Source organism: Arthrobacter sp. K5, assembly GCF_040448525.1.
GTDB lineage: Bacteria > Actinomycetota > Actinomycetes > Actinomycetales > Micrococcaceae > Arthrobacter > Arthrobacter globiformis.
On record NZ_CP159279.1, the window covers coordinates 4,880,305 to 4,892,381 of the forward strand.

A 12,077-nucleotide genomic window follows, 5' to 3' on the forward strand; every position below is an offset into this window, starting at 1 on the left:
ATCGTTGGTTGAGCCTGTCGAAACCTCGAAGACCGAAGCGACAAACACAGGTGCACTGTGGGGCGGCCGGTTCGCCGGCGGCCCCGCGGATGCCCTCGCGGCGCTGAGCAAGTCCACGCACTTTGACTGGCGGCTGGCCCGCTACGACATCGCCGGCTCCAAGGCGCACGCCCGCGTGCTGCACAAGGCCGGGCTGCTGGACGACGCCGAACTCGAAGGCATGCTCGCAGCCCTGGACCAGCTGGATGCGGACGTCGCCTCGGGCGCGTACCTGCCGGCGGAGTCCGACGAGGACGTGCACGGTTCCCTGGAGCGCGGGCTGATCGAGCGGGCCGGGACCCAGCTGGGCGGCAAGCTCCGGGCGGGGCGTTCCCGCAACGACCAGGTGGCCACCCTGGGCCGCATGTTCCTGCGCGACCACGCCCGGATCATCGCCCGCGGCGTGCTCGCCACCATCGACGCGCTGGTGGAGCAGGCGAAGGCGCACCAGGGCGTCGCCATGCCCGGCCGCACTCACCTGCAGCACGCCCAGCCTGTCCTGCTCAGCCACCACCTCCTGGCCCACGCACTGGCGCTGCTGCGCGATGTGCAGCGGCTGCAGGACTGGGACAAGCGCGCCGGCGTTTCGCCGTACGGCTCAGGCGCCCTCGCCGGCTCGTCGCTGGGCCTTGACCCCGAGGCAGTTGCCGCGGACCTTGGCTTCTTCTCCGCTGTCCACAACTCGATCGACGGCACCGCATCCCGCGACGTCTTCGCCGAGTTCGCGTGGGTGTGCTCCATGATCGGCGTGGACCTCTCACGCATCTCGGAGGAAGTCATCTTCTGGGCCACCAAGGAGTTCTCCTTCGTCACGCTGCACGATTCCTACTCCACGGGATCGTCCATCATGCCGCAGAAGAAGAACCCGGACGTGGCTGAGCTGGCCCGAGGCAAGGCCGGCCGCCTGATCGGCAACCTCACCGGCCTGCTGGCCACGCTGAAGGGTCTGCCGCTCGCGTACAACCGGGACCTGCAGGAGGACAAGGAGCCGGTGTTCGACGCCGCCGACACGCTGGAGCTGCTGCTGCCGGCCGTTTCGGGGATGATCGCCACGCTCAAGTTCAATGCGGACCGGATGGAAGCGCTGGCCCCGCAGGGCTTCGCGCTGGCCACGGACATCGCCGAGTGGCTGGTCCGCCAGGGCGTTCCCTTCCGCGAAGCGCACGAGCTCTCCGGCGCGGCCGTGAAGCAGGCTGAAAGCCGCGGCGTGGAGCTGTGGGACCTGACGGATGAGGAGTATGCCGCCATTTCGGAGCACCTCACCCCGGAGGTCCGCAGCGTCCTCAGCACGGAAGGTTCCCTCAACAGCCGGAACTCGCAGGGCGGAACGGCCCCGGCCGCCGTCGAACGCCAGCTTGCTGCGCTGGAAGGCGAGCTTAGCGGCGTCCGCGAGTACGCGGGCTAGCAGTTCACGTGCCGGGACCTTGGGTCTCGACGGCTCGCCCACCGGTGGTCGAGCCCGTCGAGACCCTTACCTGCGTTAACATGAAATAACACTCCGCTACGATTGCGGCATGACCGCGATCACACCTGACGCTTTGCTGGCTGAGCTCCACAAAGCGGCCGACGCCGTTTCCTCCTTGGCAGCCAAACTCACCGAGGCCGACGTCCCGGCCCCTCGGCCCTCCCGGGCTGGACCCGCGGACACGTCCTCGCGCACATCACCGGCATCTCCAACGCAATGGCCCGGCAGCTCGAATACGCCGCACGCGGGGAAATGGTGGAACTGTACGACGGCGGCTATGACGGCCGCACGAAGGCCATCGAAATGAATGCCGGGCATGCCCTGGAACAGCACCGCGCGGATCTGAACGTAGCGCTGGAGCGGGCGCTGCGCGCCTTCGATTCGCTGGCGGCGGATGCGGGTGCCGCTTCCGGGAACGCTGCTGCGGCGGGTGCCGGCAGCTGGCATGCGCCCATCTCCTACCGCGGGGAGTGGTGCTGGACGGTGGCTTCGCGCTCTGGCGCGAGCTGGTGATCCATGCCTCCGACCTCAACACAGGCCGCGGCTCGGAAACGTGGAGCAGGCCATTCTGTGAGCACCTGTTCTCCTTCCTCGCCGCGCGCGTGCCCGAGGACCAGAAACTGGTGCTGCAGCCGCTCGGCATGCCTCCCGTGACCATCGGGACCGGCGGCCGCTCCACGGTCATCAGCGGAATGATCACCGACATCGCCGCCTGGCTCGCCGGACGGGAACCGTCACTCGGCAGCCTGCGTGCCTCGGCCGCCGCTGACGGCGTGGACCTGCCGGAACTGCTGCCGTGGCCCGCCGGGGTTCCGGCGAAATAGCGGCCCACCCAGGGCCCGGCAGCTCAACCTGCGGCGAGTCCCTGCTTTTCCCGGGCCAGCAGGCTTTCCTTGATCCGCAGGCCCCAGCGGAAGCCGCCCATGGTGCCGTCCGTGCGGACCACGCGGTGGCATGGTACGAACAGCGCCGCCGCATTGAAGGCGCAGGCGCTGGCGGCGGCGCGGACCGCCTTGGCGTTGCCGGACAGCTCCGCGTATTCGGTGTAAGTAACCGGCGCCCCCGGGCTGACGGTGCGGAGCATGTCCCAGGCGTGGACGCGGAACGGGCCTGATTTCTGCAGGACAGGCACGCTCATGGCCGGAGCCGGATCGCCCGCGTAGAAGGCGTCCACGGCGGCCGAAATCGGCCCGAGGTGCTCCACCGCTTCGTAGGCGTCCGGCAGGAGCTCAGGATGGATCTGGCCCGTGAGGTCCTGGGGGGCGGCCGTCCAGCCGGAGGCGAGCACCACGCCGTCGCGGGCGATGATGGTGAACGGCCCGTCCGGCGTGGTCATGGTGAGCAATTGGGCTTTCATTGTGCGGTCACTTTCATGGCACTGTCGCTTTCATTGTCTGCGCCCCGCGGGCGGCGGGGGTTCGCGGATGCAGCCGCGGCTGCCCGCCAGAGATGCATGGTGGCGTACGAACGCCATGGGCTGACTTCGCGGAAGTCCGGCGACGGCACGTCCGACGACGGCCCCGCGCCACTTCCGGCAGCGCCACTTCCGGCAGTACCGCCGGGCAGCGCCCGGATTCCGTTGCGCACCGCGGCGTCGTTGGCGAGGAAGATGTCCGGCGCGCCGATGACCCGCATGGCCACATATCCCACAGTCCACGGCCCGATGCCGGGCTGCGGCAGCAGCTTGGCGGAAAGGCCGGCAAGATCGTCCCCGTAGCCAAGCTCCAGCTTGTTTTCGGCCAGTGCCGTGGCAACGGCCAGCAGAGACTCTATCCTGCGCCGCGGGCCGCGCAGCAGTTCCGCGCCGGCTCCGGCGATCTGCGCCGGCGTCGGGAACAGCCGGGAAAGTCCGTCGCCTGCGGCAGTGCTGGGGCTGCCGGCCTCGGCCAGCTGCGTGAGGGCCGTGCGTGCGGCGGCGACCGTGATCTGCTGCCCGACCATGGCCCGGACCAGCAGTTCCTGCGGATCCAGGGCGCCGGGCAGGCGGATCCCCGGCGCTGCCGCCACGGACGCCGAAAGCCGGGGGTCGGCGCCGAGCGCGCCATCGATGGCGACGGGATCAGCGTCGAGGTCAAAAAGCCGGCGTACTCTGCTCAGCAGGGCCGGCAGGTCCCGGAGGTCCACCGCGCCGATGGTGAGAATCAGCGGCCGCCGGTGCGGCCCGCCGTCGTACTTCACTGAATTATCCGACGCTGTGTCACCCACCGCTGTGTTGGCCAACGCTGTGCCACCCGCTCCGGTGGCACCACCGGTGTACTCAACGCTGAACCGAGCGCCACCGTGCGGTAGCTGCAGCGTGCGGGCATAGGACGTTGCGGTTCCGGCCTCGATTCCCGGGATGGCACGGACGGCAAGGAAACTGAACACGCCGGGGTCGAATGGCTCGCGGTAGGGGAGAGCCAGGGTGAGTGAGGTGCTTGCGCGGGCGGACGGATGGTGCCGTGCGGTGCTGCGCAGGGCGGTCGGCGTCATGTCGAACACCTCGGCCACGGTCTCGTTGAACTGGCGGACGCTGCTGAAACCCGCGGCGAAGGCCACGTCCGCAAGTTTCATCCCCGTGGACACCAGCAGCGTGCGCGCGGTCTGTGCCCTGCTGGCCCGGGCCAGGGACAGGGGACCGGCGCCGAGTTCATGGCTGAGGATCCGGTTCAGCTGGCGGGACGAATAGCCCAGCCTCAAGGCGAGCCCCTCAACGCCGTCGCGGTTGATCACGCCGTCGTTGATCAGCCGCATGGCCCGGCCGGCGATATCCGACCGGAGGTTCCAGGCCGGCGTGCCCGGCACGGCCTCCGGCAGGCAGCGCTTGCAGGCGCGGTAGCCGGCGTCGTGGGCGGCCGCGGAGGTTTCATAGAAGGTGACGTTCTCCGCCTTGGGCGTCCTCGCCGGGCATGACGGCCGGCAGTAAATGCCCGTGGTCCGCACCGCCGTGTAGAACTGCCCGTCGAAGCGGGTGTCCCGCGCGTCGATGGCGCGGTAGCGCTGCCAGAAGTCCATGACTCCATCCTGCCAGCCACCAAGAGGCCGTGCTAGCGGAAATCGGACATGGCCGTGGAACGGCTTCTTCGGGCCAGGTCCGGACAACAGACGCTTCGGTAGAGTCGGGGCATGACCACCAGCGGCCCTGTGCGGCAGTTCCTGTCCGGCGATGCCCGCGAAATAGCGCCGCTGCTGCTTGGTGCTGTCCTGACCCACGAGAGCGAGGAAGGTCCCGTTTCCGTCCGGATCACCGAACTCGAGGCCTACATGGGTCCCGTCGATTCGCTGCACCCCGATCCCGGCTCCCACACGTACCGCGGCCCGACCCGCAGGAACGCGCCCATGTTCGGCCCGGCCGGCCACCTCTACGTCTACTTCACGTATGGCATGCACTACTGCGCCAACATCGTCTGTGGTCCGGCCGGCCACGCCTCGGCCGTCTTGCTCCGCGCGGGGGAAATCGTCGGCGGCCGCGAACTCGCGCTTGCCCGGCGGCCGACGTCGAAAGCCGCCAAGGATCTCGCCAGCGGACCGGCCCGGCTGGCCACAGCACTTGGACTGACCACCGAGGACAGCGGACGGGATGCCCTGAGCCCTCCGTTTGGCCTGTCACTGCCGCCGGCACCCGCCGCCCACGTCAGCACCGGGCCGCGGGTCGGCGTCGCCGGGCATGGCGGCACGCACGATTATCCGTGGCGGTTCTGGCTCACGGGCGACCCCACCGTGTCCCGTTACAAGGCTGCGAAGGCGCGCCCGCCGCGGGCGTAGGCTGGACGGGTGAACCACAGCGAACAAGCCCCTGCCCGCAGGCCCGTCCCCGTGGACGAACTCATTACCAGCCTCTGCGCGACCGTTCCGGACTACCCCAAGCCCGGAATCACCTTCAAGGACCTGACGCCCGTCTTCGCCGACGGCACCGCGTTCCGGGCAGTCGTTGACGCGCTCGTGGAACCGTTCAAGGGGCAGTTCGACGCCGTGGCAGGCGTCGAGGCACGGGGGTTCCTGCTCGCCGCCGCCGCGGCCTACGCCACCGGCACCGGTGTGGTGACAGTGCGGAAGGCCGGGAAGCTGCCGCGCGAGGTTTACTCTGAGGACTACGCCCTGGAATACGGCAACGCCACCCTGGAACTTCACACCACGGACCTGGCCCGCGGCAGCCGGGTGCTGATCCTGGACGACGTCCTCGCCACCGGCGGCACCCTCGGGGCGGCCGCCCGCCTGTTTGAGCGCTGCGGCGTCCACGTGTCGGGCGTGGGCGTGGTGATGGAACTCGGCGAGCTGCGCGGCCGCTCCGCGCTGGCCGGGCACCGTGTGCGGTCGCTGCTGCGACTCTGACGTTGCGGTCCGCGGGCCGGCCGTGGCTCTGGCTTACCAGGCTCTGACCAGCAGCCTCGTCGGTGAGCGGCGAAGCCGCGCCGTCAGATAACCTGCTGTAAGCAGCTCAAGAGCCGCCACGTCAGCCGAAAAGGTTATAGAATGGACGGTCTGTCTTTTGCGATAGGGGAACGATGCTCGACGCCGATTTGGCCCACGAACGGGACTACGTAGCCGGTCTGTACACACGGCTTGATGAATTGCGCGAGGAAAAGCGCGCCCAGCTGGCCCAGGTGCGCCGCGCGGGAGCCGTCGGCACCATGCAGAACGTTTCCGAACGCGACGCTTTCGCGGCCCTGTACGAGGACCGCCTCGCCCAGCTCGACGCCGTCGACGACCGCCTGGTGTTCGGGCGGCTGGACCTGGACTCCGGGGAAGCGCAGTACATCGGCCGCATCGGGCTCACCACCGAGGACCTCGTCCGGCTCATGGTCGACTGGCGCGCGCCGGAGGCCGGCCACTTCTACCAGGCCACCGCGTTTGACCGGCAGGGCGTGCGCCGGCGCCGGCACCTGATCCTGCAGGGCCGCGAGGTCAAGGCCATCGAGGACGACGTCCTGGATGCCGACATGCTTTCCGACGCCGACTCGCTGCAGGGCGAGGGCGCCTTGCTGGCCGCACTGAACTCCAAGCGCACGGGCCGGATGTCGGACATCGTGGGCACCATCCAGTCCGAGCAGGACCGGATCATCCGGTCCTCCATCTCCGGCGCCCTGGTGGTCCAGGGCGGGCCCGGCACCGGCAAGACCGCCGTGGCCCTGCACCGTGCCGCCTATCTGCTGTACACCCACCGCGACCGGCTCAAGTCCGCCGGCGTGCTGCTGGTGGGCCCGTCGTCGTCGTTCATGAAGTACATCGAACGCGTCCTGCCGTCGCTGGGTGAGACCGGCGTGGTCATGGCCAGCCTCGGCAGGCTCATGCCCGGCATCCATGCGGTGCCGGAACAGGAGGCGGACGTTGCCGCCATCAAGGGCCGGCTGGAAATGGCCGAGGTCATTGCCAACGCCGTGGCCAACCGGCAGCGCATTCCGGCCGAAAACCGGACCCTGGAAGTCGACGGCCGCAAGCTGACCCTCACGCCCCGCCAGGTCCGGCGCGCACGTGAACGCGCACGCTCCACCGGCAAGCCGCACAACGAGGCCCGCGTGACGTTCGTCAAGATCCTGCTCCGCGAGCTGACCGAGCAGATGACCGAACTCGTCGAGGCCGGCAACATCGGCAACAACGCCGACCGCTCGTACCTCGCCGAGGACGTGCGGACGTCCCGCGACGTGCGCATCGCGCTGAACCTGTGCTGGATGCCGATGACGCCCGAGAAGCTGGTGAACGAACTCCTCAGCAAGCCCGCCCTGCTCGAAGCCTGCACCCCCGGGTTCAATGCCAGGGAACGCGAGCTCCTGCTGCGGGCCCCCGATGCCCCCTGGACCGAGGCCGACGTACCCCTGCTCGACGAAGCTGCGGAACTCCTCGGTGAACTGGATCCGGCGGCAGGCCGCGGCCTCGCCCAGCAGGAGCAGGACCGGGCCCGCGCCCTGGCCAACGCCCGGCAGACCCTGGTGAACATGGAATCGGCCGGGGTCGATGTCCTGATGTCCGCCGAGGAACTCGTTGAACAGAACGAGGAACGCGAGGCGCGCCTGACGGCAGCCGAGCGCGCCACCAGCGACCGCACGTGGGCGTTCGGCCATATCGTCGTCGACGAGGCACAGGAACTCTCGCCCATGCAGTGGCGGCTCCTGGTCCGCCGCTGCCCGCTCAAGTCCTTCACCATCGTCGGGGATATCGCCCAGACCAGTTCCGTGGCCGGCGCGAAGTCCTGGCAGGGAGCCCTTGCCCCGATGTTCGGCGACCGCTGGCAGCTGGAGGAGCTCACGGTGAACTACCGCACGCCGTCGCAAATTGCCGAAGCGGCGGCACGCATGGCCAACGCCGCCGGCCTGGTGGTTTCCGCACCGAAGGCGGTCCGGGAGGGCCGCTGGTCGCCGATTATCGACCGTGTGGAGCAGTCGGACATCGTGAGCCGGCTGGTGGAGGTCCTCCCCGAGGAGCTCGAAGCGCTCGACGGCGGTCTGCTCGCCGTGATTGCCGACGGGGACCTGCTCCGGGAGGCCACCGCCGCGCTGCGCGCGAAGTATGGTTCCCGGCTCGGCACGGGTGCCGGCAGTTACGAACAGGACGTGGTGGTCATCAGCCCGCGGGAAGCCAAGGGTCTTGAGTTCGACGGCGTCGTGGTCCTTGAACCGAGCGCCATGCTGAACCACGAGCACGGCAGGGTCGGCGATCTGTACGTCGCCATGACCCGCCCGACCCAGCGGCTTCGGCTGATCGCGGCCGCGGACGTTCCGGCGGGCATCGAGCGTTAAGGTTTCCGGGCGGGCCCGGCCGTCGCGGCCCGGCCCGCCCGCTTGCCCTCCCCGAGGGTCCGGGTGGCGCTGACCCTGCTAACTTAGAAGGCGTGTCACAACTAAACGACCTCGAATCCCAGCAGAACGACCCCAGCTTCGCCAACATCTGGCAGGAGCTCAAATGGCGCGGCCTTGTCCACGTATCCACCGACGAGGTGGAACTGGAAAAGCTCCTCGCCGGGGAACCGGTCACTTATTACTGCGGATTCGACCCCACGGCGCCGAGCCTCCACCTGGGAAACCTGGTCCAGCTCCTGCTCATGAGGCGGCTCCAGCTGGCCGGCCACAAGCCCCTCGGTCTCGTGGGCGGCTCCACCGGGCTGATCGGCGATCCGCGTCCGACGGCGGAACGCACCCTGAATACCAAGGACACCGTTTCCGAGTGGGTCGGCTACCTGCAGGCCCAGGTCCGCCGCTTCCTCAGCTTCGACGGCGTCAACGCAGCCCGGATGGTCAACAACCTCGACTGGACCGCACCGCTGAGCGCGATCGACTTCCTTCGCGAGGTCGGCAAGCACTTCCGCGTGGGCACCATGCTCCGCAAGGACGCTGTGGCCTCACGCCTCAGCTCCGAGGAAGGCATCAGCTACACGGAATTCAGCTACCAGATCCTGCAGGGCATGGACTACCTCCAGCTCTACCGCGACTACGGCTGCATGCTGCAGACCGGCGGTTCGGACCAGTGGGGCAACCTCACCAGCGGCACCGAACTCATCCGCAAGGTGGAGGGCAAGACGGTCCATGCGCTGGGCACTCCGCTCATCACCAACGCCGACGGCACCAAGTTCGGCAAGAGCGAGGGCAACGCCATCTGGCTGGATTCCGCAATGGTCAGCCCGTACACCTTCTACCAGTTCTGGCTTAACACCGCCGATGCAGATGTCGTGGACCGGCTGAAGGTGTTCACCTTCCTCACCCGGGCCGAGATTGACGAGATTGCCCTGTCTGTCGCCGAGCGTCCGTTCGCCCGCGAAGGCCAGCGGAAGCTCGCCTACGAAGTGACGGCCCTGGTCCACGGAGCCGAAGCCACCGAAAAGGTCATTGCTGCTTCCGCGGCCGTTTTCGGCAACGGCGACCTGTCGGTGCTGGACGAGCAGACGCTTGCCGCGGCAACTGCAGAACTGCCGTCCGCTTCCGTGGACGACACCGGGCTCGGCATCATCGACTTGCTGGTTGCCTCGGGGCTCTCGGACAGCAAGTCCGCCGCACGCCGTGTCGTCGGAGAGGGCGGTGCCTACGTCAACAACGCCAAGGTCACGGATCCTGACGCGGTGATCCCACCTTCCCAGCTGCTGCACGGCAAGTACCTGCTGCTTCGCCGGGGCAAGAAGAACCTGGCCACGGTTCAGGTGTCCGGCGCCTAGCACCGGAACAGGCAAAATGCACGCTCCTCCGCAGCCGATTTGCACGGCCGCGGGGGAGCGTGTAATGTCTTCTGAGTCGCCGCCGCTGAGCGGTGACAAACCCCCTTCACTGAGAAGCAATTCTTCAACTTCAAGCATGAATGAAGAAAAGCTTCCATTAGTGCTGGGTGGATTCATTCCACGAGGTGAATATCGGGTAAATAACCCGGATTTGCAAAGTGAAAATGAATGAAATAAGCTGGAAACATCGCAGCGAAGAAAAGCGAAAAGGCAAATTCGAGATGATAATTCTTGAATTATTTCGTGAGTATTCGAATGTGTCTGTTGTTTGAGAACTCAATAGTGTGCCAAGTTTGTTGATACCGATTTTTTTATGAATTGGTTGATTGTGCCGGGCTGCCCACCCCCGTGGTGTGGCCTGGTGTTTTTAGCTGGTTTCAAATTTTGTGCAGCCTTCGTTCCTGTTATTTCCGGGGTGTTGGTTGTGTCTGTTTTTCTTCAACGGAGAGTTTGATCCTGGCTCAGGATGAACGCTGGCGGCGTGCTTAACACATGCAAGTCGAACGATGATCCGGTGCTTGCACCGGGGATTAGTGGCGAACGGGTGAGTAACACGTGAGTAACCTGCCCTTGACTCTGGGATAAGCCTGGGAAACTGGGTCTAATACCGGATATGACTCCTCATCGCATGGTGGGGGTGGAAAGCTTTTGTGGTTTTGGATGGACTCGCGGCCTATCAGCTTGTTGGTGAGGTAATGGCTCACCAAGGCGACGACGGGTAGCCGGCCTGAGAGGGTGACCGGCCACACTGGGACTGAGACACGGCCCAGACTCCTACGGGAGGCAGCAGTGGGGAATATTGCACAATGGGCGAAAGCCTGATGCAGCGACGCCGCGTGAGGGATGACGGCCTTCGGGTTGTAAACCTCTTTCAGTAGGGAAGAAGCGAAAGTGACGGTACCTGCAGAAGAAGCGCCGGCTAACTACGTGCCAGCAGCCGCGGTAATACGTAGGGCGCAAGCGTTATCCGGAATTATTGGGCGTAAAGAGCTCGTAGGCGGTTTGTCGCGTCTGCCGTGAAAGTCCGGGGCTCAACTCCGGATCTGCGGTGGGTACGGGCAGACTAGAGTGATGTAGGGGAGACTGGAATTCCTGGTGTAGCGGTGAAATGCGCAGATATCAGGAGGAACACCGATGGCGAAGGCAGGTCTCTGGGCATTAACTGACGCTGAGGAGCGAAAGCATGGGGAGCGAACAGGATTAGATACCCTGGTAGTCCATGCCGTAAACGTTGGGCACTAGGTGTGGGGGACATTCCACGTTTTCCGCGCCGTAGCTAACGCATTAAGTGCCCCGCCTGGGGAGTACGGCCGCAAGGCTAAAACTCAAAGGAATTGACGGGGGCCCGCACAAGCGGCGGAGCATGCGGATTAATTCGATGCAACGCGAAGAACCTTACCAAGGCTTGACATGGACCGGACCGCCGCAGAAATGTGGTTTCTCCTTTTGGGGCCGGTTCACAGGTGGTGCATGGTTGTCGTCAGCTCGTGTCGTGAGATGTTGGGTTAAGTCCCGCAACGAGCGCAACCCTCGTTCCATGTTGCCAGCGCGTAATGGCGGGGACTCATGGGAGACTGCCGGGGTCAACTCGGAGGAAGGTGGGGACGACGTCAAATCATCATGCCCCTTATGTCTTGGGCTTCACGCATGCTACAATGGCCGGTACAAAGGGTTGCGATACTGTGAGGTGGAGCTAATCCCAAAAAGCCGGTCTCAGTTCGGATTGGGGTCTGCAACTCGACCCCATGAAGTCGGAGTCGCTAGTAATCGCAGATCAGCAACGCTGCGGTGAATACGTTCCCGGGCCTTGTACACACCGCCCGTCAAGTCACGAAAGTTGGTAACACCCGAAGCCGGTGGCCTAACCCCTTGTGGGAGGGAGCCGTCGAAGGTGGGACTGGCGATTGGGACTAAGTCGTAACAAGGTAGCCGTACCGGAAGGTGCGGCTGGATCACCTCCTTTCTAAGGAGCACCTACAGTCTCTGCGGCCCGTGTAGGCGGGTGTGGAGGGGTTGTCAGGAGTAAAGGCCCGTTGCGCAGACGTTTGTTCTGCGGCGGGTGCTCATGGGTGGAATATCAACGGATAGCGGCCGCGTGTTTTTTTCCTGTGTTTAGTACGGATGGGTTCCCTGTGGGGGTTTGTCCTGGAACGGTGCGGGTGGGGGATGCGTGGTTTAGTGTTTGGCACACTGTTGGGTCCTGAGGCAACAGGGCCGGGGAGGCTGCGGTTTTTGGCCGTGTTTTCCCGGGGCTTGTTTGTTTCTGGTTTCCTGGCTGCACCGGTCATGCGCGTTGGCCCCTTTGGGGGGTTGTGTGTGGGGTGTGTGGTACGGGGTTGTTGTTTGAGAACTACATAGTGGACGCGAGCATCTTTTATAAGAAGCAATTTCCAA

The 12,077-nt window shown here is 65.9% G+C and carries 8 protein-coding genes, 1 rRNA gene and 1 pseudogene; 8 read left to right on the top strand and 2 right to left on the bottom strand.

What is annotated here, in order from left to right:
* Positions 1-4: 4 nt before the first annotated feature.
* Both argH and ABRP34_RS22215 read left to right on the top strand, forming a co-directional pair.
* Positions 5-1,444 carry an argininosuccinate lyase gene (gene argH, locus ABRP34_RS22210; RefSeq protein ID WP_353711799.1) on the top strand — a complete coding sequence of 480 codons (1,440 nt, stop codon included), beginning with the start codon at positions 5-7 and terminating at the stop codon, positions 1,442-1,444.
* Between the two features lie 109 nt (positions 1,445-1,553).
* Positions 1,554-2,328, top strand: a pseudogene (locus ABRP34_RS22215) (maleylpyruvate isomerase family mycothiol-dependent enzyme).
* 23 nt (positions 2,329-2,351) lie between these two features.
* Here ABRP34_RS22215 and ABRP34_RS22220 read toward each other — a convergent pair.
* Both ABRP34_RS22220 and ABRP34_RS22225 read right to left on the bottom strand, forming a co-directional pair.
* The gene (locus tag ABRP34_RS22220; RefSeq protein WP_353711800.1) at positions 2,352-2,861 is read right to left on the bottom strand and encodes a methylated-DNA--[protein]-cysteine S-methyltransferase; all 510 of its coding nucleotides are present in this window, start codon (positions 2,859-2,861) and stop codon (positions 2,352-2,354) included.
* Complete coding sequence (locus ABRP34_RS22225; RefSeq protein WP_353711801.1) at positions 2,858-4,498, bottom strand: Ada metal-binding domain-containing protein; 1,641 nt, start codon at positions 4,496-4,498, stop codon at positions 2,858-2,860. Before ABRP34_RS22225 ends, ABRP34_RS22220 begins: the two co-directional genes overlap by 4 nt.
* Before the next feature lie 111 nt (positions 4,499-4,609).
* Here ABRP34_RS22225 and ABRP34_RS22230 point away from each other — a divergent pair, with 111 nt between their 5' ends.
* From ABRP34_RS22230 to ABRP34_RS22255, 6 genes are all read left to right on the top strand, one after another.
* Entirely contained in the window at positions 4,610-5,248 is a 639-nt protein-coding gene (locus tag ABRP34_RS22230) for a DNA-3-methyladenine glycosylase (RefSeq protein ID WP_353711802.1), read from the top strand.
* Between the two features lie 9 nt (positions 5,249-5,257).
* Positions 5,258-5,815, top strand: a complete 558-nt coding sequence (locus tag ABRP34_RS22235; protein WP_003798665.1) for an adenine phosphoribosyltransferase — start codon at positions 5,258-5,260, stop codon at positions 5,813-5,815.
* 173 nt (positions 5,816-5,988) lie between these two features.
* Positions 5,989-8,217, top strand: a complete 2,229-nt coding sequence (locus ABRP34_RS22240; protein ID WP_353711803.1) for an AAA family ATPase — start codon at positions 5,989-5,991, stop codon at positions 8,215-8,217.
* A 92-nt stretch (positions 8,218-8,309) separates the two neighbouring features.
* On the top strand, positions 8,310-9,623 hold the full coding sequence (gene tyrS, locus ABRP34_RS22245) for a tyrosine--tRNA ligase (protein ID WP_353711804.1): 1,314 nt from the start codon (positions 8,310-8,312) through the stop codon (positions 9,621-9,623).
* 64 nt (positions 9,624-9,687) lie between these two features.
* A complete protein-coding gene (locus ABRP34_RS22250) occupies positions 9,688-9,855 on the top strand; it encodes a hypothetical protein (protein ID WP_175304949.1) in 168 nt (55 codons plus the stop codon).
* Between the two features lie 266 nt (positions 9,856-10,121).
* Positions 10,122-11,646: ribosomal RNA gene (locus tag ABRP34_RS22255) — 16S ribosomal RNA — on the top strand.
* Positions 11,647-12,077 lie beyond the last annotated feature (431 nt).

What these genes read in the sequence shown, in the direction of transcription:
- ABRP34_RS22220 (WP_353711800.1), bottom strand. Translation starts at nt 2,861, where the DNA reads ATGAAAGCCCAATTGCTCACCATGACCACGCCGGACGGGCCGTTCACC.
- ABRP34_RS22225 (WP_353711801.1), bottom strand. Translation starts at nt 4,498, where the DNA reads ATGGACTTCTGGCAGCGCTACCGCGCCATCGACGCGCGGGACACCCGC.
- ABRP34_RS22230 (WP_353711802.1), top strand. Translation starts at nt 4,610, where the DNA reads ATGACCACCAGCGGCCCTGTGCGGCAGTTCCTGTCCGGCGATGCCCGC.
- ABRP34_RS22240 (WP_353711803.1), top strand. Translation starts at nt 5,989, where the DNA reads ATGCTCGACGCCGATTTGGCCCACGAACGGGACTACGTAGCCGGTCTG.
- ABRP34_RS22250 (WP_175304949.1), top strand. Translation starts at nt 9,688, where the DNA reads ATGTCTTCTGAGTCGCCGCCGCTGAGCGGTGACAAACCCCCTTCACTG.